24 protein-coding genes are annotated in these 19,446 nt (G+C 68.3%); 13 read left to right on the forward strand and 11 right to left on the reverse strand.

Features of this window, described 5'->3' with window-relative positions; translation table 11 throughout:
- The first annotated feature begins 26 nt into the window (after nucleotides 1–26).
- Complete coding sequence (locus ACSSV8_RS04190) at nucleotides 27–1,055, forward strand: NAD(P)/FAD-dependent oxidoreductase (RefSeq protein ID WP_354539011.1); 1,029 nt, start codon at nucleotides 27–29, stop codon at nucleotides 1,053–1,055.
- 39 nt (nucleotides 1,056–1,094) lie between these two features.
- Here the strand turns inward: ACSSV8_RS04190 and ACSSV8_RS04195 are convergent, their stop codons facing one another.
- Nucleotides 1,095–2,444, reverse strand: a complete 1,350-nt coding sequence (locus ACSSV8_RS04195) for a FliI/YscN family ATPase (RefSeq protein WP_354539012.1) — start codon at nucleotides 2,442–2,444, stop codon at nucleotides 1,095–1,097.
- Nucleotides 2,445–2,531: 87 nt separating this feature from the next.
- On the opposite strand from ACSSV8_RS04195, the gene ACSSV8_RS04200 reads away from it, so the two are divergent.
- The 9 genes from ACSSV8_RS04200 to ACSSV8_RS04240 are packed head-to-tail and all read left to right on the forward strand — an operon-like array spanning nucleotide 2,532 to nucleotide 7,077.
- Nucleotides 2,532–2,912, forward strand: a complete 381-nt coding sequence (locus ACSSV8_RS04200) for a FlgB family protein (protein WP_354539013.1) — start codon at nucleotides 2,532–2,534, stop codon at nucleotides 2,910–2,912.
- Between the two features lie 12 nt (nucleotides 2,913–2,924).
- Nucleotides 2,925–3,314, forward strand: a complete 390-nt coding sequence (gene flgC, locus ACSSV8_RS04205; protein ID WP_354539014.1) for a flagellar basal body rod protein FlgC — start codon at nucleotides 2,925–2,927, stop codon at nucleotides 3,312–3,314.
- Between the two features lie 26 nt (nucleotides 3,315–3,340).
- The gene (gene fliE, locus ACSSV8_RS04210) at nucleotides 3,341–3,628 is read left to right on the forward strand and encodes a flagellar hook-basal body complex protein FliE (protein ID WP_354539015.1); all 288 of its coding nucleotides are present in this window, start codon (nucleotides 3,341–3,343) and stop codon (nucleotides 3,626–3,628) included.
- 3 nt (nucleotides 3,629–3,631) lie between these two features.
- A complete protein-coding gene (locus tag ACSSV8_RS04215; protein WP_354539016.1) occupies nucleotides 3,632–3,901 on the forward strand; it encodes a flagellar biosynthetic protein FliQ in 270 nt (89 codons plus the stop codon).
- A gap of 3 nt (nucleotides 3,902–3,904) precedes the next feature.
- Nucleotides 3,905–4,618 (forward strand): flagellar hook-basal body complex protein, encoded by a 714-nt coding sequence (locus ACSSV8_RS04220; RefSeq protein WP_354539017.1) that lies wholly within the window; start codon nucleotides 3,905–3,907, stop codon nucleotides 4,616–4,618.
- Nucleotides 4,619–4,630: 12 nt separating this feature from the next.
- Nucleotides 4,631–5,416: a flagellar basal-body rod protein FlgG gene (gene flgG, locus ACSSV8_RS04225; RefSeq protein WP_454281608.1), complete on the forward strand. Its 786-nt coding sequence runs from the start codon at nucleotides 4,631–4,633 to the stop codon at nucleotides 5,414–5,416.
- Nucleotides 5,416–5,829: a flagellar basal body P-ring formation chaperone FlgA gene (gene flgA / locus ACSSV8_RS04230; RefSeq protein WP_354539019.1), complete on the forward strand. Its 414-nt coding sequence runs from the start codon at nucleotides 5,416–5,418 to the stop codon at nucleotides 5,827–5,829. The genes flgG and flgA overlap by 1 nt, the downstream gene beginning before the upstream one ends.
- A 9-nt stretch (nucleotides 5,830–5,838) precedes the next feature.
- Nucleotides 5,839–6,558: a flagellar basal body L-ring protein FlgH gene (gene flgH / locus ACSSV8_RS04235; protein WP_454281609.1), complete on the forward strand. Its 720-nt coding sequence runs from the start codon at nucleotides 5,839–5,841 to the stop codon at nucleotides 6,556–6,558.
- 15 nt (nucleotides 6,559–6,573) lie between these two features.
- Entirely contained in the window at nucleotides 6,574–7,077 is a 504-nt protein-coding gene (locus ACSSV8_RS04240) for a flagellar basal body-associated protein FliL (RefSeq protein ID WP_454281610.1), read from the forward strand.
- On the opposite strand, the gene ACSSV8_RS04245 is transcribed toward ACSSV8_RS04240, so the two are convergent.
- The 10 genes from ACSSV8_RS04245 to ACSSV8_RS04290 all read right to left on the reverse strand — a co-directional run bounded on the left by ACSSV8_RS04245 (nucleotide 7,065) and on the right by ACSSV8_RS04290 (nucleotide 16,872).
- The gene (locus tag ACSSV8_RS04245) at nucleotides 7,065–7,505 is read right to left on the reverse strand and encodes a hypothetical protein (protein WP_454281611.1); all 441 of its coding nucleotides are present in this window, start codon (nucleotides 7,503–7,505) and stop codon (nucleotides 7,065–7,067) included. The genes ACSSV8_RS04240 and ACSSV8_RS04245 overlap by 13 nt on opposite strands.
- Nucleotides 7,502–8,590, reverse strand: a complete 1,089-nt coding sequence (locus tag ACSSV8_RS04250) for an EscU/YscU/HrcU family type III secretion system export apparatus switch protein (RefSeq protein WP_354539023.1) — start codon at nucleotides 8,588–8,590, stop codon at nucleotides 7,502–7,504. The genes ACSSV8_RS04245 and ACSSV8_RS04250 overlap by 4 nt, the downstream gene beginning before the upstream one ends.
- Nucleotides 8,590–9,363: a flagellar biosynthetic protein FliR gene (locus tag ACSSV8_RS04255; RefSeq protein ID WP_354539024.1), complete on the reverse strand. Its 774-nt coding sequence runs from the start codon at nucleotides 9,361–9,363 to the stop codon at nucleotides 8,590–8,592. Before ACSSV8_RS04255 ends, ACSSV8_RS04250 begins: the two co-directional genes overlap by 1 nt.
- Nucleotides 9,360–11,441 carry a flagellar biosynthesis protein FlhA gene (gene flhA / locus ACSSV8_RS04260; RefSeq protein WP_354539025.1) on the reverse strand — a complete coding sequence of 694 codons (2,082 nt, stop codon included), beginning with the start codon at nucleotides 11,439–11,441 and terminating at the stop codon, nucleotides 9,360–9,362. Before flhA ends, ACSSV8_RS04255 begins: the two co-directional genes overlap by 4 nt.
- A 3-nt stretch (nucleotides 11,442–11,444) precedes the next feature.
- Complete coding sequence (locus tag ACSSV8_RS04265) at nucleotides 11,445–12,185, reverse strand: lytic transglycosylase domain-containing protein (protein ID WP_454281612.1); 741 nt, start codon at nucleotides 12,183–12,185, stop codon at nucleotides 11,445–11,447.
- A gap of 91 nt (nucleotides 12,186–12,276) precedes the next feature.
- Nucleotides 12,277–14,481: a hypothetical protein gene (locus ACSSV8_RS04270; protein ID WP_454281613.1), complete on the reverse strand. Its 2,205-nt coding sequence runs from the start codon at nucleotides 14,479–14,481 to the stop codon at nucleotides 12,277–12,279.
- Nucleotides 14,478–15,347, reverse strand: a complete 870-nt coding sequence (gene motA / locus ACSSV8_RS04275) for a flagellar motor stator protein MotA (protein WP_354539028.1) — start codon at nucleotides 15,345–15,347, stop codon at nucleotides 14,478–14,480. The genes ACSSV8_RS04270 and motA overlap by 4 nt, the downstream gene beginning before the upstream one ends.
- Before the next feature lie 72 nt (nucleotides 15,348–15,419).
- Entirely contained in the window at nucleotides 15,420–15,998 is a 579-nt protein-coding gene (locus tag ACSSV8_RS04280) for a MotE family protein (protein WP_354539029.1), read from the reverse strand.
- Nucleotides 15,995–16,360, reverse strand: a complete 366-nt coding sequence (locus ACSSV8_RS04285; protein WP_354539030.1) for a hypothetical protein — start codon at nucleotides 16,358–16,360, stop codon at nucleotides 15,995–15,997. The genes ACSSV8_RS04280 and ACSSV8_RS04285 overlap by 4 nt, the downstream gene beginning before the upstream one ends.
- An 11-nt stretch (nucleotides 16,361–16,371) precedes the next feature.
- Entirely contained in the window at nucleotides 16,372–16,872 is a 501-nt protein-coding gene (locus ACSSV8_RS04290; RefSeq protein ID WP_354539031.1) for a flagellar basal body-associated FliL family protein, read from the reverse strand.
- Nucleotides 16,873–16,994: 122 nt separating this feature from the next.
- Here ACSSV8_RS04290 and fliF point away from each other — a divergent pair, with 122 nt between their 5' ends.
- The 3 genes from fliF to ACSSV8_RS04305 are packed head-to-tail and all read left to right on the forward strand — an operon-like array spanning nucleotide 16,995 to nucleotide 19,446.
- Nucleotides 16,995–18,566 carry a flagellar basal-body MS-ring/collar protein FliF gene (gene fliF, locus ACSSV8_RS04295; protein ID WP_454281614.1) on the forward strand — a complete coding sequence of 524 codons (1,572 nt, stop codon included), beginning with the start codon at nucleotides 16,995–16,997 and terminating at the stop codon, nucleotides 18,564–18,566.
- A complete protein-coding gene (locus ACSSV8_RS04300) occupies nucleotides 18,566–19,153 on the forward strand; it encodes a FliH/SctL family protein (RefSeq protein WP_354539033.1) in 588 nt (195 codons plus the stop codon). The genes fliF and ACSSV8_RS04300 overlap by 1 nt, the downstream gene beginning before the upstream one ends.
- Nucleotides 19,150–19,446, forward strand: coding sequence for a FliM/FliN family flagellar motor C-terminal domain-containing protein (locus ACSSV8_RS04305; RefSeq protein ID WP_354539034.1), 297 nt, complete (start codon nucleotides 19,150–19,152; stop codon nucleotides 19,444–19,446). The genes ACSSV8_RS04300 and ACSSV8_RS04305 overlap by 4 nt, the downstream gene beginning before the upstream one ends.

Raw genomic sequence — 19,446 nt, forward strand, 5'->3', positions numbered from 1 at the left:
CATGGCGGCGCACAGGGGAATTGGCAATGACCGACATCACGGTGATGGGGGCGGGGATCTTCGGTCTCTCGGTGGCCTGGGCCTGCGCGCGGCGCGGCGCGGGTGTGCGTGTGATCGACCCGCACGGGCCGGGGGCCGGGGCTTCGGGCGGGGTGGTCGGCACGCTTGCCCCGCATGTGCCGGAGAACTGGAACCCCAAGAAGGCGTTCCAGTTCGACAGCCTCATGATGGCCGAGGCATTCTGGACCGAAGTGGAGGCGGCAGGCGGGGTCTCGTCCGGCTATGCGCGGCTGGGCCGGATACAGCCCGTCGCGGACGCGCCGGCGCTGGCACTGGCACGGGCCCGCGAAGAAAGCGCCGCGCGGCTCTGGCAGGGCAAGGCCCTCTGGCGGGTGGAGGCGGCGACAGGTGCCTGGTGCCCCGAGAGCCCGAGCGGCCACGTCATCCACGACACTCTGAGCGCACGGCTTCACCCCCGACGGGCCTGCGCGGCGCTGGTGGCGGCCCTGCGCGCGACCGGGGCCGACGTGGTCCGCGACGGCGCGCAGGAGGGGCGCATCCTCTGGGCCACCGGCGTTGCGGGGCTGGCAGAGCTGAGCGCCGCCACGGGCCACCCTGTGGGCAACGGCGTCAAGGGGCAGGCCGCGCTTCTGGCGTTTGACGCGCGCGCGCTGCCGCAGGTCTTTGCCGGGGGCGTGCATATCGTGCCGCACGATGATGGGACGGTGGCCATCGGCTCCACCTCCGAGCGTGACTTTGCAGACCCTGCCGCCACCGATGCACAGCTTGACGACGTGATCGCGCGCGCCCGCGCTGCCCTGCCCGCGCTGGCGGCTGCGCCGGTGATCCTGAGATGGGCCGGGCTGCGCCCGCGCACCCGCAGCCGCGCGCCGATGCTGGGGCCGCACCCGTTCAAGGCGGGTGCGTTCATCGCCAATGGCGGCTTCAAGATCGGCTTCGGCATGGCCCCGAAGGTGGCCGAGGTGATGGCCGATCTCATGCTCGACGGGATCGACCACATCCCCGAGGGGTTTCGACCGGAGGATTGCCTATGAGCCGGTCCGGCATGACCTTCACCGTCGCGCCGCCCGACGCTAACGCACCACAGGAACACGCCCGCCCCCCGGCCCCGCACGACGCAGCAAAAGGCCGAGGCGTGCGAAACTGTTGGCGGTATCGGCCGGTTCGCGTTCGGCCAGAAAGGCGTCAAGCTCGGGCCAGATGCGGATCGCCTGATCGAGCGCGGGGTCGCTGCCCTCGGCATAAAGCCCCGCGCGCACCATCGTCTCGGAACGCGCATAGGTCCCGAGCAGGTGGCGCGCCTGCCCGATGAGGCGGTTCTCATCGTCGCTCGCCGCCTGTGGCAGGCTGCGCGAGACCGAGCGCAGCAGGTCGATGGCCGGATAGCGCCCGCGCTCGGCGATCTCGCGGTCGAGCACCACATGCCCGTCGAGCACCCCGCGCAGGATGTCGGCCACCGGCTCCTCCATGTCCGATCCGGCGACAAGCACGGTCAGAAGTGCGGTGATGTCGCCCTGCCCCCCCTCGCCCGGTCCCGCGCGCTCGCACAGCGACATGATCGTGTGCGCCGTCGAGGGCGGAAAGCCGCGCAGCGCGGGCATCTCGCCCGCCGCGATGGCCACTTCGCGATGCGCCTCGGCAAAGCGGGTGATCGAATCGGCGAGAAAGAGGACATGGCGGCCCGCGTCGCGGAAATGCTCGGCTACGGCCATGGCGGCAAGCGCGCAGCGCCGCCGCACCAGCGCCGAGCGGTCCGAGGTCGCCGTCACGATCACCGCGCGCGCCATGCCCTCGGGGCCAAGCACATGGCGCACGAACTCTCCCAGTTCGCGCCCGCGCTCGCCTATCAGCGCGACAACGACGACATCGGCCTGCATATGCCGCGCGAGATGGCCCAGAAGCATGGATTTGCCCACGCCGGACCCGGCGAAAAGCCCCATCCGCTGCCCGCGCACGACAGGCAGAAGGGTGTTGAACACGGCCATGCCCGTCTCGAGCCGCGCGCCCAGCGGATGACGGCGCGCAGGCGCGGGCGGGTCGGCGCGCAGGGGCCGCGCGACCGGTCCGCGCAATAGCGGGCGGCCATCGAGCGGCACGCCGAACGGGTCGATCACGCGACCGATCCAGTCGTCCGACGGGGCAATCTCGGATGGCCCCATCAAGCGCACGCGGTCGCCCAAAGCCACACCCTCGGCGGCCTCGTCAGGCAGGATCAGCAGCGCGGCCGCCTCCATCTGCAAGACCTCGCCCGAAAGCTGGCCGCGCGCGGTCTGAACCTGCACCCGGTCGCCAAGCCGCGCCGCGCCCGAGAGGCCACTGACCCGCAAGAGCCCGCCCGCCACCGAAATCACCCGTCCGACCGGATGCGCAGCACTCAGCCCCGTGATTTCCGCCCGCAGCCCCGCCAATGCCGTCTGTTTCATGGAATCGCTCCTGACCGTCGCCCGAGAACCATTTCTAAACGAATCAGGGTTAAGCCTTGGTTGAAGCCAATCGAGGGAGAAGCCCCGATGTTTGAAAATCTCGACGTCTTTCGCCTGTCCCATGCGCTTGCGCGGCACGCTGGCGCACGGCAGGCGGTTGTGGCGCAGAACATGGCCAATGCCGACACGCCGGACTATGCGGCGCGCGATATCGCGCCCTTTTCCGCCTATCTCGACGCCCCGCCGGGGATGCGCGCGACACGGCCCGGCCATCTTTTCGGGCAGGGCGGCCCGCAGCCCTTCGAGAGCCATGCGGAACGTGGCACCGCGCGCGATCCCAACGGCAACTCGGTCTCGCTCGAGACGGAAATGCTGCGCGCCGTCGATGTGCAGCGGCAACACGGGCGCGCGCTGGCCATATACCGGTCCGGGCTGACCGTGCTGCGCACCGCCATTTCACGCAGTTAGAAGGGCTGAGCAATGAGCGACTTTTCCAACGCGCTGAGCGTCTCGGCAAGCGGCCTCAAGGCGCAATCCCAACGGCTCCGGCATGTGGCCGAAAACATGGCCAATGCCGACACGCCCGGCTACCGGCGCAAGACCGTGGCCTTTCGCCCCGAGCACGGCGCGGCCCAAACCGGGCGCGTCGAAACCGGGCCGGTGCGCCTCGACCGCAGCGCGCTCCGCCAGGTCTATGAGCCGGGGCATCCGCTTGCCGACGAGACCGGGCATTTCGACGGCTCCAACGTCGATCTGATGATCGAGATGGCCGACGCGCGCGAGGCGCAACGCAGCTACGAGGCGAATCTCAAGATGTTCGAGCAGGCGCGACAGATGTCGTCGAGCCTGATGGATCTCTTGCGCCGCTGACCCCAACCGAGAAAAGGAGAGCCAGAATGGATGTGAGTGCCGTTTCCGCCGCGCGGGGCTATGCCGCCCTTCGCCCCGCGACCGAACCCGAGGCCGGGACCAATGCCGCCGCAGGTTTTCAGGCGCTGGCGCGCGATTTCGCCGCCACCCTGCGCGCGGGCGAAGATACGGCGATGGCCGCCATCGCGGGCAAGGCCGATCCGCACGCGCTTGTCCAGGCGCTCGCGCAGACCGAACTTGCCGTCGAGACGGCGGTGACGGTCCGTGACCGGGTGGTCGAGGCCTATCAGGAAATCCTGCGGATGCCGGTCTGACCCATGCGCGAGGAAATCCTCTTTTACGACACGCTGCGCGAGGGGCTCTGGGTTGCGATGCTGATCTCGTTGCCGATCCTCACGGTGGCGCTGGTCGGCGGACTGATCGTCGGCCTTTTCCAGGCGCTGACCTCGATCCAGGAAATGACGCTGACCTTCGTGCCCAAGCTCGGGGCCATCGTGCTCGTGTTCTGGCTCAGCATGGGATTCATGACCCAGACGCTGGTGGCGTTCTTTCAGGACCGGCTCGTGCCGCTCATCATCGGAGGCTGAGACATGGAAGCCGCAGGATATGCCACGCTCACCCGCCAGACCGGGCTGATGCGCGAAATGCAGATGATCGCCAACAATATCGCCAATGCGGCAACCACGGGCTATCGCGCCGAGGGGATGATCTTCTCGGAATTCGTCGCCCGCGCCGAGGGCGCGCCGTCGCTGTCGATGGCGCGTGGCAACACGCCCGTCACCTCGCAAGTGCAGGGGCCGGTGGAGGCCACCGGCGGCGCGTTCGATTTCGCCATCGAGGGCGAGGGGTTTTTCCTGATCGACACGCCCGAGGGCGAGCGGCTGACGCGCGCCGGGGCCTTCGCGCTCTCGGGTGAGGGCGATCTGGTGACGATGGACGGGTTTCGCGTGCTTGATGCGGGCGGCGCGCCGGTCTTCATCCCGCCCGACGCGGGCCGTCCCGGCCTCGGGACCGACGGCACGCTGAGCGCGGATGGCCGCCCGCTGGCGCAGCTTGGCCTCTTTCAGCCGGTCGAGGGCGCGGCGCTCATCCGCGTGGGTGGCAACCTCTTCGAGAGCCGGGGCGCGATTGTCCCGGTCGAGGAGGGCAAGATCCTGCAAGGGTTCCGCGAAGGCTCCAACGTGGAGCCGCTGAGCGAAATCGCGCGGATGATCGAGGTGCAGCGCGCCTATGAGATGGGCCAGAGCTTTCTCGAGGCCGAACATGAGCGCGTCCGCCGCGCGCTCGACACCTTCACCCGATAAGGAGAGACCGCCATGAGACTTCTCAAGATCGCCGCCACCGGCATGGCCGCGCAGCAGATGCGGGTCGAGACCATCTCCAACAACCTCGCCAACATGTCGACCACCGGCTACAATGCGCGCCGCGCCGAGTTTGCCGATCTGCATTACCAGCAGGTGACGCGGGCGGGCACGATCTCGGCCTCCGACGGCTCGGTCTTGCCCACCGGCGTGCAGCTGGGCCTCGGCGTGCGGCCCGCCGCCGTGACGGTGGAGTTGACCCAAGGCTCGCTGCGGGCCACGGGCGGCGATCTCGATGTGGCGATCGACGGTCACGGCTATCTCGAGGTGACGCTGCCCTCGGGGCAGTCGGGCTATACCCGCGACGGGGCGCTCAAACGTTCCGCCGAGGGGGTCATCGTCACCTCCGAGGGCTTTGCTGTCGCGCCCGAGATCACCATTCCCGACGATGCGCGCAGCCTCTCGATCAATGCCGAGGGCGAGGTATTCGCCTTCTTCGATGACGAGGTTGAGGCGCAGTCGCTGGGGCAGCTCAACCTTGTCGGTTTTGCCAATGCCAAGGGGCTCGAGGCCATCGGCAGCAATCTCTTTCTGGAAACCGAGGCCTCGGGCCCGGCCAATGTGACCACCGCCGGACAGGACGGACTTGGCACGTTGCGCCACGGTTTTCTCGAGGACAGCTCTGTAGATCCGGTGCGCGAGATCACCGAACTGATCGAGGCGCAGCGCGGCTATGAGCTCAACGCCAAGGTGATCACCGCCGCCGACCAGATGCTCGCCGCCACGACGCAGGTGCGGTGATGCGGTTTCTGCTCGCGATCCTCGTCGCCCTGGCCACCCCGGCGCTCGCGGACCGGGTGGAGGCGCTGCGCGTGATCCGCCCGCAGGAGATCATCGCGCCCGAGGACGTGATCCGGCGCGACGGTGGCGCGACGGGGCTGCCCGGGCTCGACGCGATCATCGGTCAGGAGGCGCGCGTCGCGCTCTATCCGGGCCGCGCGATCCGGGCGGGTGATATCGGCCCGCCCGCCAGCATCGAGCGCAACCAGGTGGTGCCGCTGATCTATACCCATGGCGGGCTGCGGATCGAAACCGAAGGCCGCGCGCTCGCCCGCGCCGGAACGGGCGATTACGTCCGGGTGATGAACCTTGCCTCGCGCGCCACCGTCACGGGCCGCGTCACCGCCGATGGGCGCATTGAAGTGTCAAGGTAGGAGAGGATCATGAGAGTGGTTTTACTGGTCGGGCTGGCCGTCGCGGGCTGCGGGCGGATGGATCACATCGGCAAGCCGCCGAGTTTCACGCCGACCATGAACTCGACCGAGCAACTGGCGATGCTCGATCCGGGCCTGCCGCTCGAGAGCGCGGGCCGCGTGCCTGTGCAGGAGGCCTCGCTCTGGGATGGCGGGCGCAAGTCGCTTCTGGGCGACCGGCGCGCGGCGCGGCGCGGCGATATCCTGACCGTGGTGGTGGAAATCGACGAGGAGGCGGAAATCTCCAACTCGACCGACCGCGCGCGCACCGGCTCGGAAAATCTCGGCATTCCCGATCTGTTCGGCCTGCCGCAACGGATCAACCGGAACCTGCCCGAGGGGGCGAGCCTCGATCAGGCGGTCGGGATCACTTCCTCCAGCCGCTCGGGCGGCGACGGCTCGGTCAGCCGCAGCGAGGAGTTGACGCTGCGGGTCGCGGCCACGGTGATGCAGGTACTGCCCAACGGGGTTCTGGAAATCCAGGGCTCGCAGGAGGTGCGGGTCAATTTCGAGCTGCGGGAGCTTCTGGTGACGGGCTTCGTGCGTCCCGAGGACATTTCGCGCCAGAACGAGATCACCTATGACAAGATCGCCGCCGCGCGCATTTCCTATGGCGGGCGCGGTCAGATCACCGATGTCCAGCAACCCCGGATCGGCCAGCAGGTGCTGGACGCGATCCTGCCGTTCTGAACGGGGGCCAGCGATATGATGCGCATTCTCTTACCCGTGCTGCTTTTGCTGCTTGGCCTCGGCGCCGGGATCGGCGCGGGGCTGTTTCTTGCGACACCCGTCCCCGAGGCGGGCGACGCGGAGACGGCCGCACCCGCGGCGGCGGGGCAGACCGATGGGCAGACCGATGGGCAGACCGATGGGCAGACTGGCGGGCAAACCGAATTCGTGCGGCTCAACAACCAGTTCGTCGTGCCGGTCGTTGCGCGTGACCGGGTGACCGCCATGGTGGTCATCTCACTCAGCGTCGAGATGCGGCTTGGGACAGCGGACGCGGTCTACAACCGCGAGCCGCGACTGCGCGATGGACTTCTTCAGGCAATGTTCGATCACGCCAACCGGGGTGGCTTTGACGGGGCGTTCACCGATGCCAACAGCATGGACGTGCTGCGCCGGATGCTGATCGAAGTGGCGCGCGATCTGTTGGGCGAGGATGTTCGCGGCGTGCTGATCACCGAAATCGCGCGTCAGGACGTGTGATCGCGGGCACGGGCCAGGCGCAGAAGCGCGAGATGCTCGAGGCGCTGCGCCTCGCGGGCCTGACTGTCGTGATGTCTCAGGCTGAGGTGATGCGCGACAAGCGCACGCGCCGCCTCGGCCTTGCCAAAAGCTTGGCGTAGGGGTGGCAGAGCCCGCTCCTTGCGCGCAAGTGCAAGCGCAAGCTCGGAATTGAGAGCAGCGCGGCTTCGTCCCACCCACCCCTGCCATGACAGATCCGCGCCGATTTCGCGCAGTCCGCGCATCGCCTGCTCCGGCAGCGCCCGCGCCGCCTCGGCCTGCGCGTCAAGGCGCGCGAGCGCCGCGCGCAGCCGCGCCTCGTCCGCCAGAACCGCGCGTAGCCGCGCCGTTTCCTGGTCGAGCCGCGCCGCCGTCACCGCAACAAGCGCAGAGCCGTCGCCCGGCCTCATCCGAAGGCCCGCGCCTTGCGGCGCATCGCATCGGCAAAGCGGATCGCGGCCGCGACGGCGCGATAATGGCGCGGGTCGATCTGTTGCCCGATTTCGGTCTCGGCATGGAGCGCGCGCGCGGCGGGCGGATCGCTGTGGACCGGCACGCCGTGCTCATGCGCCGTCTCGCGGATGGCACGGGCCATGTGATCGACGCCCTTGGCGACGCAGACCGGGGCCGCGCCGGGCGCACGGCTCCATTTGAGGGCCACCGCGTAATGGGTGGGGTTGACGATCACCACATCGGCCTTCGGCACCTCGGCCATCATCTGCCGAGAGGCGATGTCCATGCCGCGCTGACGGCGCTGTTGCTTCATGTGCGGATCGCCTTCGCTCTCCTTGTGCTCATCACGGATCTCCTGGTGCGACATGCGCTGGCGGCGGGCATGATCGAAGCGCTGCCAGAGATAATCGACCGCGCCGATGGCGATGGCCAGCAGCAGCACCACGGCAAGAAACTCCACCACCATGCGCGCCATGACCGCCCCGATCTGGCCTGGTGCCGCATGAAGCGTGGCCGCAAGGCGCGGCAACTGCCCGGTAAGATAGGTGCCGAGCAGCACGCAATAGGCCAAAAGCTTGACTGCGCTCTTGGCAAATTCGAATAGACCGCTGGGCCCGTATTTGTTCCTGGCATTCTCGACAGGGTCGATGCGCGACAGCTTCGGCTCAAGCTTTGACGGTGCAAAGACAAGGCTGCGCTGCGCCACCACCGACAGGAGCGCGCCCGCGCCGGGCAGCAGGAACCACGCCATGAGCGCCAGCGCGAGCCCGCCCATGAGTCCGCCGAGCGCCGCGCCGCCCGAGCCGCCTTCGAAGGCCAGCGCGGCAAGGCGGTCCGGCTGTTCGAGAAAGCGCATCATCAGGGACCCGGCCTCGGACACCGAGCCCGCGCCAAGCGCCAGTGCCGCCAGAACGAAGCCCGCATAGGAGCCTGCGGTATTGAGATCGGCGGAGCGCGCCAATTCTCCCTTTTCGCGCGCCTTTTCAATCTTTTGCGGCGTGGCCTCGTGGCTCTTGTCGCCCTCGTCCTGCGCGTCGGCCATCAGCGCGCCCCCATCGGATCGGCGAGAAAATCACCAAGTGCCTCCGCCCAGAGCCCGAGCATGGCCGGAGCCAGCAGCATCAGGAGAACGAGCCCCGCCCCGGTGATCGCCGGCGCACCGACAAAGACCACCATGAGCTGTGGCATGGCGCGGTTGATGATACCAAGGGTGAGGTTGTAGAGCGTGGAGGCGATGACGAAGGGAGCGGCCAGCGTGAAGGCAAGACCAAAGGCATGGGCCACGCGCGCAATGCCCCATTCCGCCACTGCCGCCGCAAGCGGCGGCACGCCGGGCGGAAGGAGGCGGTAACTTGCGATCACAAGCTCGGCCAGCCGCAGATGCAGCCCGAGCATCATGGCAAGCGCCAGCGCGCCGGTCACGAGCAGGTGACCGATGGCCGGCATGGGGGTGACGCCAGCCGTGCCGAGGATCTGCGACAGCGAGGTGGATTGCGCGGCAATCGCCCCGGCGGTCTGAAGCGCAAGCACGAAAAGGCGGATGCCAAGACCGAGCATCAGGCCGATGCCGGTCTCGGTCAGGATGAGACGCAGGAGGTCGGGATTGACGGGAAGCCGCCCGGCCAGGTCGGGGGCCATGGCGGGCGTGACGATGGCCGAAAGGCCGAGGGCAAGCCCGAGCTTGAGGCGCATTGGCACCGACGTCTCGCCGAAGCCGGGGAAGAGCGCGATGAGCGGCGCGATCCGGAGAAACACCAGCGCATGCAGCCATAGCAGCTCCTGCGCCAGCGGCAGGAGTGTCGCCAGCCCGCTCATGCCGCCACCACCCCCACGAGAGAGGGTCTGCTCTCGGTGCCGATCTCCTCGAAGGAAAGCACCGGCGCGCCGATCTGTTTGGCGGCAAGCGCCGTGCGCAGGAACCGGCGGCGCGGCGTCGAGGTTACGATGGCGGGTGCGATACCCTTTTCCTGCGCCGCGTTGACCGCCTCGGCGGCGGCCCCGGTCAGCGCGTTGAAGAGATCCGGCGGCAGCGCCACGTCGATCCGCCCGCGCTCGGCCTCGATCTGGTAGGCGCTGAACCGCTCTTCCCATTCCGGGGCCAGTTGGATGAGCGGCAAGGTGCCGTCGGGGCGGGTCAGCTCGGCCACGAGCTGAAAGCCGAGACGCTGGCGGACATGCTCGCAAACCGTCTCGGGCGCGGCGCCGCCCGCGCGGCCCTCCGCCGCCGCCTCTATGATCAGCGGCAGGTTGCGGATCGAGACCTGTTCGGCCAGCAGGAGCCGCAACACCGCATGCAAGAGGTCAGGTGCGATACGGTCGGGGATCATCTCCTCCAGCAGCTTGCGATTGGCCTCGCCGCGAGCACGGTCCGAGAGGTTGACCATCTCGTCGAGCAGCCGCCGCATCGCCTTCATCGTCAAGAGGCGGCTGAGATTGCGTCGGATCACCTCGAGCAGATGGGTGGCCAGCACCTCGGTCGGCGTCACGAGCGTCGCACCATCAAGCGCCGCCATGTCCCGCGCGGCACCGGGGATCCAGCGGGCAGGCGCGCCATAGACCGGCTCGCGCACCGTCTCGCCGGGGGGCAGGGCCGGGTGACTTGCCGGGTCAAGCGCGAGAAGGTTATCCGGGCGCAGCCCGGCGCGGGCCTGCTCGACCCCGTGCACGCGGATCACGTAGCTGCCCGCCTGTAGCCCTGCATCGTCGGTCAACCGGATCTCGGGCAGGATGAGGCCGTAGCGGGTGGCGACGTGACGGCGCATGTTGGCGATGCGCGCATCGAGCCCCTCGCCGGGATCGAGCACCATATTGACCAGATCGGGGGCGAATTCGACGTGGATGTCGTCGAGCTCCAGAATGTCGCCCATGGACGGCTCGGGCGGCGGCGCGCTGGGGGTTGCGGCCTCGGCCAGGGGGGCCTTTGACCGCGCGCGATACCCCATGGCCGCCACCCCGCCAAGCACCAGCCCACCCAGAATGAACGGCACGAAGGGCAGTCCCGGGACCAGTGCAAAGAGGCCCATGAGCACGGCTACCGTGGCGAGCGCCGCCGGATGGCGACCGATCTGCGCCCCGATGGCCGCGTCGGTGGCCCCAAGCGTGCCGCCGCGCGCGAGCAGAAGTGCTGTGGCGATCGAGATGACCACAGCGGGGATCTGCGTCACCAGCCCGTCGCCGACCGTCAGGATCGCGTAGGTCTCGAAAGCGCGGCCAAGCGGCATGTCGTGCACCACCGTGCCCATGATCAGCCCCATCACCAGGTTGAGAAGCGTGATCAGCAGGCCCGCGACGGCATCGCCCTTGACGAATTTCGACGCCCCGTCGAGCGAGCCGAAGAATGTCGTCTCCTGCTGTTCGCGGCTGCGGCGCTCGCGCGCCTCCTCATGGGTGATGGCGCCTGCGGACATATCGCTGTCGATGGCCAGCTGTTTGCCGGGCATCGCATCGAGGGCAAACCGCGCGCCCACCTCGGCCATGCGCGCGGCCCCCTTGGTGATCACGAGGAAATTGACGATGAGCAACACGCCAAAGACGACAAGTCCGAGAAACACGCTGCCGCCCATGACGAAATTGGCGAAGCCCTCGATCACGTCACCTGCCGCCGAGGTGCCAGTATGGCCCTGGCCGATGATGAGCTTGGTCGAAGAGACATTGAGCGACAGCCGGAGCACCAGCGAAGCCAGCAGAATCGTCGGAAAGGAGGAGAAATCAAGCGGCCGCTCGATGAAGAGCGTGATGGTGAAGATCAGGATGGCCAGCGCAAAGGAGGCAGCAAGGCCGATATCGAGCATGAACGCCGGCATCGGCAGGATCATCATGGTGATGACCGCCATCAATGCGACGGCAAGCAGAACAGTGGGCTGAAAGAGTTGGGTGGGGGTCAGGCGCGGCATGGCTCAGGACCCCCGCGCCGCAACGAGTGCGGGAAAAAACGGTGGCGGCGCGGGGCGGTCGAGCGGCACGAGCGAGCCGCGCACGACCCCCGACATGCTTCTTGTCAGGAGCGGAAATGTGTTGGAGGCGGGCGCTCGGGTCGCGGCATGGGCCGTACCAGGGCCGCGTGGCAACTTTGGGTCGCGCGGCAGGGTCGGCACATCGGGCGGGGCATCGGAAAGCGCGGCGCGCACCCGCTCGAACCGCGCGCGGTACTCTCGTGCGCGCTCCGGTGTGCGCGAGTGAAACCAGCCCGCCGCCACCGACCAGTTGCCGCTCTGCGCATGGAGATCCTTGAGAAAACGAGCGGCATAGGCGGCGTTGCGGAGCGGGTCGAACATTTCGGAGGGAGAGCGGAATGCCGTGCCATGCCAGCGGTGATTGATCTGGAAACACCCGATATCGAAGCTGCGCGCGCCACGCGCCATGGCGCGGGCGACAAACGCCTCGGCCTCGGCGCGAGTCTCGAACCAATGGCCCTTGCCCTCCATGTTGACGGTCCATGGCCAGGGCTCGAGGCCACGCCCGCGTCCGGTCTCGACGCGGGTGATCGCACGCATCACCGGCAGTGGCACGCCCGCGCGATCTGCCACCTCCCGTGCTGCGGCATCGCACAACGCGGTGCGCGCCATGGCCCGAGGCACGGGAAAAAGGACAGTCGGCAGGACAAGAGCGAAACACAGGGTGATGAGCAGGTTTTGCAAGACAATATCCATTCTGGGGTGCACCGCGGAGATCGGTGGTCGGTGCGATCTTCGCGGCGAGAGATTGAGATTCGGTAAGCGCGGCCCCGCCTTACCGCACGCCGTCCTGAGGGCGCGGGAGTGCGTCGAGCAAACCTGTCAGCGTCGCGCGCGCGCTGCCCGTTTCCGCCAGCAGGCTTGCGATCCGGTCGAGCGTTGCCACGCCATCCGGAACCGGACCCGCCGGGCCGCCCAGCAGGTCTGCCACCTCGAGCAAGAGCGGATCCGAAGCCCGCGCCAGCACCTCCGGGTCACGCGTGTACAAAGCGGCCCGATCCGCCTCGGGCAGAGCGTCGGTTGCGGAAAAGAGCGCCTGCGCGCTGACATGATCGCCGCGCAGGCTTCGGGCGCGGGCACGCAGCCGGTCGGCCTTGCGCCCGTCAAGGCCCAACAACGCAAGATCGGCTTCGGCCGGTCGTTGGAGCGCAAGCGCGATTTCGGCGCGCAGAAGCCGGAGGGAGGGATCGGACCGGATGGTCGGCAGGATACGGTCGGCGACATCGGCAAAGCCTGCGTCAAGCAGGCGGCGGGCAATCGCCCCGACAAGTTGGTCGCTCATGGCCTCCGGAGGCATGACGCGATCACCGAGCACGTAGCGCAGGAACGTAAGGTCATCGGCGGCGCGGACGACTTCGCGCAAAAGGCTCTCGGCCATGGCCCTTGCCACCGGTTGCGCCGGGTCGAGCGCCCGCCGGTCGAACGCGGTGGCGGCCTCGTCGAAGGCCCCGGCGGCGGCGAGAGCGGCCACATGGGCCACGGCGAGCCGGTCGCCGATCACCGTGTCGCGCAATTCATGCGCATACGCCCCGGCCAGTTGCGCCTGATCGACGGTCACCGGCGCGCCACGCGAGAGCGCGGCCTCAATGGCAAGAGCGAGCGCCTCGGCGGCATGGAGCGAATTGCTGCGGCTGACCTCGGCCAGCGCGGCGATGTTCGGTCCGGCCACCTGCGCCGCCAGATCGGCACGCGCCAGACCGGTTCCGGCCTCGTCCGGCGCAGCGATCCGTTCGATCATGCGCTGAAGGTGCTGGGCCGTGTCCACATGGCCGACCGCAACCAGATTGCGCACAAGCCCCGGCCCGAGGCCACGGCGCAACCCTGCCGGCAATGCCGCAAAGCTGCGTTGCAAGGCATCATGATCGAAGGTCAGCGCCGCGTCGATCGGTCCGCGTGCAAGCAGCGCCCAGAGCACCGCCGGTTCGCCGCAATCCGTCGCCTCTTGCAGCGGGCTGTTGGCGGAAAGGGGCGTCTGATCAACAAGCTGCGCGAGATCGCGCAACAGCCGGGTGTCGGCATGCGGTGCAGCGACGAGATTCAGGATCTGGTGGGCCTCGGCGCCAAAGCCGTGATGGATGTAAAACCGCGCGAGATCGTGCGCGACCTGTGGGTTGATCACGTCGAATTCACCATAAAGATCGCGGTAGAGGCGGCCCATGTCCTCCGGCAGAGCGAGGCTATCGCCCCAGGCCGGCACGTCGAGACGCCCTGGTGCCGGACAGTCAGGTTCATTGGAAACCGGCAATCGTGCCGCGCTCGCCCCTCCCGCCACGTCGCGATCCATGCTGGTCCGGGCGCGCAGGGCGATGGGATCATCGGGCGCTTCGGGCAGCACATCAACCGCCAGCGCCGCAGGCTCCGGCGTGTCGGAGGGTGGCGGCGCGAGGTGGATCCCACGCGCCTCGGGTTCTGCCGTGACCAGCCCCTGGCTGGCGGCGCGCCCCAGTTGGTGCAGCAGAACCGAGTGCATCCGGTCAAGATCGGGCACCAGGGCCGCGGAGGCTTCATCGAGTCCTCGATCCGGCGCAACCGCAAGGTCGAGCTGAGCGACCAGCGCCTCTGTGGCGGGCGACGGGGCTGCCGGTCCAAGGCGGGCGGCAGGACGGGGCGTGAGCGAGGGCTGGACCGGGTCGGCGATGTCGATGACGAGCATGGCTGCGCCATGCCAGAACGGGCGCAGCGGACAATCGCAGATCAGGTCGAGCCGGAGCCGCCCCTGCCCTTCGGGTGCGACAAGCGCGCGCAGTCGGTTTCGGGCGATCCGGGCAAAGACGGCGGTGACGTCGAAACGGAGCGTGGGACCATCAAACACAAGTGTCGCGCCGCCCGAGTGCTCCTCGATCCGGTAATCAAGGCGACGCGGCAGGTCGATCACCAGCCGGTCGAACCCCTCATGCGCGCCCGAGCGCACCGTCACGCTCTGGGAAATAGCGGGCGCGGCAAACAAAAGCACCAGACAGAAAACAGCGGCGCGGATCATGCAGCCTCCTGCTTGAGTGCCTTGAGCGCCTCTTCCAGATCGCCAAAGCTGGGCCGGTTGTGGCCGGGCGTGTTCTGCCGACCCACCTCGATGCAGATGTTCGCGGCGTGGCTGTGCAGGTTTGCGATCAGAACCTCGCGGATCAAGCGGTAGAAATGCGCATCCTCCTCGACAACCTCGCGCAGCTTTGTGGCGAAGGGCCCGACGAACCCGTAGGACAGGAACACGCCGAGAAAGGTGCCGACAAGCGCGCCACCGATCATCTTGCCAAGTATTTCGGGCGGTTGGTCAATCGAAGCCATGGTCTTGATCACCCCCAGAACGGCGGCCACGATGCCAAGCGCCGGCAGCCCGTCGGCCATGGTCTGAAGCGCGTGGCTGGTTTGCAAGGCATGGTGATGCTGAGCCTCCATCCGCTTGTCGAGCACCTCCTCGACCTGGTGAGGATCGTCGTAATTCATCGAGGCCGAGCGCATCGTGTCACCAATCAGCGCGACCGCCTCGGCATCGGCGAGGATGCGCGGATAGCGGGTAAAAATGGACGAGTCAGCCGGGTTTTCGATATGTTCCTCAACCGCTACAGGGTTCTGCCGCGCAAGCCGGATCAGGGTGAACAGCAGGCACAGCAGATCGCGATAATCGCCGGGTTTCCAGCGCGGTCCCTTGAAGACCTTGCCGATGTCCCGAACCGTATGTTTCACGGTGGATAGGTCATTGCTGATGAGGAAGGCACCAATGGCGGCACCGGCGATCATCATCATCTCGAACGGCAGCGCGTGCAGGATGATGCCCAGCTTGCCCCCCGCAGCGAGATAGCCGCCGAAGACCATGACAAAGATCATTACAATACCGACCAGTCCGATCATCACCCTCTCCGTATCGACACGCTGACCGCGAGTTTCACACCCGCCGGTTACCCGCCGGTTAAGAGCCGCCGCTCAATCGCTCTCGGCATTGCGCCCGGCGAGCACGACGCTGAACATATGCGCGGCCTCCGGGCTCAGCCCGGCCATGATCGCCGCCGCCGCATCGGGGCGCATCCGTGCCAGAAATCCCGCCGCGAACCGCGCGTCCATCTGCTCGAACAGGGCGGCGGCCTGTTTCGGTTTCATCGTCTCGTAGACGCGGGTCAGACGGTCGAGATCGTCCTCGGCCGCGGTCTCGGCGATGGCGAGGGTGCGCCTGAGCGAGTCCTCGGCCTCTGCCAGTGCCGCGAGCCGCGTGGTGATCTGCTCATCGGCGATGGCCAGCGCCTGCATCCGGTCCTCGAGCGCGCGCTCGCGGCTGGCGACGCGCGCCTCCCGGTCCTTCAGCGTCTCCAGAACGGCCTGAAGATCAGAGGGCTGCTCGCAACTGCCGCCGACCCCGGCCTGATGCTCCACCGCGTCCTTCGGGGTGGCGCGGGCCATGGCCTGCCCGATGCCGTCACCCACCCGCACCACGGCCGAGGCCAGCAAAAGCGCTGCAACAACCGTGAGCGTGCCGCGCGCGCGGCCACGGCGGCGCGCGGCGCTCATGTCCGGCTCTCCGCGCTGTCGGACGGGTGGCGGCGAAAGACCGGGCCGTCGGGCGGCGGGGTCGGCTTCGGCGGGGTCTCCGGCAGATCGTGCATCGAGGCCACCAGCAACTCGAGGCGCTTGGCCACCCCCTCGGCCCGGTCCGTGAGCGCATCGAGCGAGCCGGTGGAGCCATTGGCCGTCGCCTGCGCCGCGCGCAGCGTCCGCGCCAGATCGTCGACCTGCGCCGAGAGCACCGCAACCGCCCCGCCGACCCCGGTCTCGAGATCGTTGAAACGGCTGAGCCGCCGCGCCAGGACGTGACAGTAGACCGCCGCGCCCAGCGCGCCCGCGACCAGCAGAATGTCGGCGATAAGCTCCATTTCTCTTCCCCTCAGTCCAGCACGAATTCCATCACCAGCAGGTCGTTGACCCGCCCCTCGCCGACCACCGCCTGCACCCGCCGGAGCATCTGTCCGCGCAGCCGCATGAGCGCGCTGCTCTCCTCCAGATCGCTGAGGCGAAGCGCGCGCAGATAGGTGTTGAGCACATCGACCACGCGCGGCATGACGCGCGCCACCTCGGTGGCCTGTTTCGCGGGCACCTCAAGCTCGGCGCGGAACCGCAGATGGCGGCTGCGTCCGGCTTCGGCATAGGAGACCACAAGCGGCTCGATGGGCACGAAGACAAGATTGGCGAAATCCACCTCATGCGGCGCGGGCGCAGCCTCGGCGACATGGTCCGCGTTGCCCCCGAACGGCACCAGCCCCGCGCGCACCGCAAGGAATCCACCCGCCCCGCCAAGCACCGCCAGCACCAGCCCGAGAATCAGCGGCAGGCGCGAACGCTTTGGCGTTTCTGTCGTGGTTTCAGGGGTTTCGTCGGTTTCGGCCATGCTGTGCCCTCTTTTTCGTCGCAAGGGCACTATCGCCCAGAGAGGCTAACCGAATCTTAAGGCCGATGCGCGAAGACTGACCCCAGAGACCGGCAGAAGGCCGATCGACAGGAGACATCGACGTGCAACAATTCCTGACCCTCTGGCAATCGCTCGACATGAGGCGGCGCGTGGTCGTGATTGCGGCGACCCTGGGTGTTTTCGCGGCTGTGCTCGGACTTGCGCGGATGGCCGCCAACCCGAACCTGAGCCTGCTTTACGCGGGGCTTGAGGGCACGGCCGCGGGCGAGGTTGTGGCCGCACTCGATCAACGGGGCGTCGCCCACGAGGTGCGTGGCGACGCCATCTATGTGGCGAGCAACCAGCGTGACAGTCTGCGCATGGTGCTTGCCGGAGAGGGGCTGCCGTCGGGCACGGCGCGGGGCTACGAGATCCTTGACGGGCTGTCGGGCTTCGGCACCACCTCGCAGATGTTCGACGCCGCCTATTGGCGCGCCAAGGAGGGCGAGCTTGCGCGCACCATCCTTGCGCATCCCGCGATCACGGCGGCGCGGGTGCATCTGGCCTCGGGCGGGGCGGCGCCGTTCCATCGCAATGCGCGGCAATCCGCCTCGGTTTCGGTCACGACCAATGGCATGGGCCTCTCGCCCAAACACGCCCGCGCGCTGCAATTCCTTATCGCCTCTGCGGTGGCCGGACTGACCCCCGAGGATGTCGCGGTGATCGATTCCGAGGGTGGGCTCATCGGCGCGGAAGAGGCCCCGGCCAATGCCCCCGACGATCGCGCCGAGGCGCTGCGGCTGCGCGCGCTCAGGCTCCTCGAGGCGCGCGTCGGGCGCGGCAACGCGGTGGTGGAGGTGACGCTCGACACGGTGACCGAGACCGAGACGGTGCGCGAACGGCGCCTTGACCCCGAGAGCCGCGTCGCGATCAGCACCGATACCGAGGAAAGCAGCAGCAACGCCTCGGATCAGGGCAGCGGCGTCACCGTCGCGTCGAACCTGCCCGAGGGCGATGCGGGCGGCGGTGCCCCCTCCACCAGCCGCAGCGACGAGACCCGCGAGCGGGTGAATTTCGAGGTCTCCTCGACCGAGCGCGAGATCCTGCGCACCCCCGGCGCGATCCGGCGGATGAGCGTGGCGGTGCTGGTCAATACCCTGCCCGAGACCGGCGACGGCACACCGCGCCCCGAGGAGGAGCTTACCGCGCTGCGAGAGCTGGTGGGCTCGGCGGTGGGGCTCGATGCGGCGCGCGGCGACGTGCTGACGCTGCGCTCCCTGCCCTTCGAGGCGCTCACCCCCGAGGGCACGCTGGCCACGCCCTCTCTGCTCGACCGGCTGGCGATCGACACCATGGCGCTTGTTCAGGGGGCGGTTCTGGCGTTGGTGGCGCTCGTGCTCGGGCTTTTCGTCCTGCGTCCGGTGCTGATGCGCCCGGCCACCGCCCCGGCACGCCTTGCGCCACCGCCCCCCACCACCGCACAGGCAGCACTGACAGGCGAAATCGACGAACGCGAGATCGACGAGGCGGGCCTCTCGGTGGTCTCCGAGGGACGCGGCGAAACCGGGCTTCTGCCGGGCGCAGAGCGGGCCGAGGACCCGGTCGCACGGCTGCGCGCCCTCATCGGCGAGCGACAGGAGGAAACCGTCGAGATCCTGCGCACCTGGCTTGAAGGCGAGGAGGAGCGGATTTGATGTCGATTGCCCACCTGCTCGAGGAATTCGGCGATCCGTCCGACGGCACACCGCTCGCCATGACCGATGTCTCGCTCGAGGAAGAGCGGCTCGCGGCCTTCGAGAAGGGCTATCAGGCGGGCTGGGATGACGCGGTCAAGGCGCAATCGGAGGATGCGCGCCGCATCACCGCCGATCTGGCGCAAAACCTCCAGGACCTGCGCTTTACCTATGAGGAAGCCTATGGCGCGGTCATGGCGGCGCTGCGTCCCCTCCTGACCGAGATGGCCGGCGCGGTGCTGCCGCAACTCGCCCGCGAGAGCCTCGCACCGCGTATCGCGGAGATGTTGCACGATCACGCACGCGCGCAGGGCCGCCAGCCCATCGAGATCGCCGCCGCGCCCGAGGACCTGCCGCGCCTCGAACAGCTGACAGGCGACAGTCTCGAAATCGCTCTTGTCGCAGATGACACGCTGGCCGAGGGGCAGGTCTACCTTCGCTTCGGCGAAAGCGAAGCGGAGGTAGACCTGCCCGGCGTCCTCGCGGGCATCACCGCCGCCGTGAGCGGTTTTTTCGCCGAACAACCGACAGGAAAGGCCATCGCATGACCGACACCCCCTCGCCCGAGCCCTCCGCTAGCGGGCTTGCCAGCCCGTTTTCGGGCGTGCCCATAGAGATCACCGTCTGCGTGGGCCGCGCCCGCCCGCTGATCCGCGACCTGCTCAAACTGGGCCGCGATTCGGTGCTGCCGCTCGACCGTCGGGTCGATGACCTGGTCGAACTTTACATCGGCGAGCGGCTGATCGCGCGCGGCCAGCTTGAGGAGGCGGAAGGCGACGGAACCGGCCAGCTTGCCGTGCGGCTGACCGAAGTGGCCGATCTTCGGGACGGGCTGAATTGA

This window comes from Roseovarius sp. MBR-79 (genome assembly GCF_053628555.1).

Bases quoted from the DNA above. Each gene is read 5' to 3' on its own strand.
- flgA (WP_354539019.1), top strand. From the start codon at position 5,416: ATGCGGTTTCTGCTCGCGATCCTCGTCGCCCTGGCCACCCCGGCGCTC.
- ACSSV8_RS04305 (WP_354539034.1), top strand. From the start codon at position 19,150: ATGACCGACACCCCCTCGCCCGAGCCCTCCGCTAGCGGGCTTGCCAGC.
- fliE (WP_354539015.1), top strand. From the start codon at position 3,341: ATGGATGTGAGTGCCGTTTCCGCCGCGCGGGGCTATGCCGCCCTTCGC.
- flhA (WP_354539025.1), bottom strand. From the start codon at position 11,441: ATGCCGCGCCTGACCCCCACCCAACTCTTTCAGCCCACTGTTCTGCTT.
- ACSSV8_RS04290 (WP_354539031.1), bottom strand. From the start codon at position 16,872: ATGGCCGAAACCGACGAAACCCCTGAAACCACGACAGAAACGCCAAAG.
- flgG (WP_454281608.1), top strand. From the start codon at position 4,631: ATGAGACTTCTCAAGATCGCCGCCACCGGCATGGCCGCGCAGCAGATG.
- ACSSV8_RS04200 (WP_354539013.1), top strand. From the start codon at position 2,532: ATGTTTGAAAATCTCGACGTCTTTCGCCTGTCCCATGCGCTTGCGCGG.
- ACSSV8_RS04280 (WP_354539029.1), bottom strand. From the start codon at position 15,998: ATGAGCGCCGCGCGCCGCCGTGGCCGCGCGCGCGGCACGCTCACGGTT.
- ACSSV8_RS04245 (WP_454281611.1), bottom strand. From the start codon at position 7,505: ATGAGGCCGGGCGACGGCTCTGCGCTTGTTGCGGTGACGGCGGCGCGG.
- ACSSV8_RS04250 (WP_354539023.1), bottom strand. From the start codon at position 8,590: ATGGCCGACGCGCAGGACGAGGGCGACAAGAGCCACGAGGCCACGCCG.
- ACSSV8_RS04255 (WP_354539024.1), bottom strand. From the start codon at position 9,363: ATGAGCGGGCTGGCGACACTCCTGCCGCTGGCGCAGGAGCTGCTATGG.
- ACSSV8_RS04270 (WP_454281613.1), bottom strand. From the start codon at position 14,481: ATGATCCGCGCCGCTGTTTTCTGTCTGGTGCTTTTGTTTGCCGCGCCC.
- ACSSV8_RS04220 (WP_354539017.1), top strand. From the start codon at position 3,905: ATGGAAGCCGCAGGATATGCCACGCTCACCCGCCAGACCGGGCTGATG.
- ACSSV8_RS04215 (WP_354539016.1), top strand. From the start codon at position 3,632: ATGCGCGAGGAAATCCTCTTTTACGACACGCTGCGCGAGGGGCTCTGG.
- motA (WP_354539028.1), bottom strand. From the start codon at position 15,347: ATGATCGGACTGGTCGGTATTGTAATGATCTTTGTCATGGTCTTCGGC.
- flgC (WP_354539014.1), top strand. From the start codon at position 2,925: ATGAGCGACTTTTCCAACGCGCTGAGCGTCTCGGCAAGCGGCCTCAAG.
- ACSSV8_RS04300 (WP_354539033.1), top strand. From the start codon at position 18,566: ATGTCGATTGCCCACCTGCTCGAGGAATTCGGCGATCCGTCCGACGGC.
- ACSSV8_RS04240 (WP_454281610.1), top strand. From the start codon at position 6,574: ATGATGCGCATTCTCTTACCCGTGCTGCTTTTGCTGCTTGGCCTCGGC.
- ACSSV8_RS04195 (WP_354539012.1), bottom strand. From the start codon at position 2,444: ATGAAACAGACGGCATTGGCGGGGCTGCGGGCGGAAATCACGGGGCTG.
- ACSSV8_RS04285 (WP_354539030.1), bottom strand. From the start codon at position 16,360: ATGGAGCTTATCGCCGACATTCTGCTGGTCGCGGGCGCGCTGGGCGCG.
- flgH (WP_454281609.1), top strand. From the start codon at position 5,839: ATGAGAGTGGTTTTACTGGTCGGGCTGGCCGTCGCGGGCTGCGGGCGG.
- ACSSV8_RS04190 (WP_354539011.1), top strand. From the start codon at position 27: ATGACCGACATCACGGTGATGGGGGCGGGGATCTTCGGTCTCTCGGTG.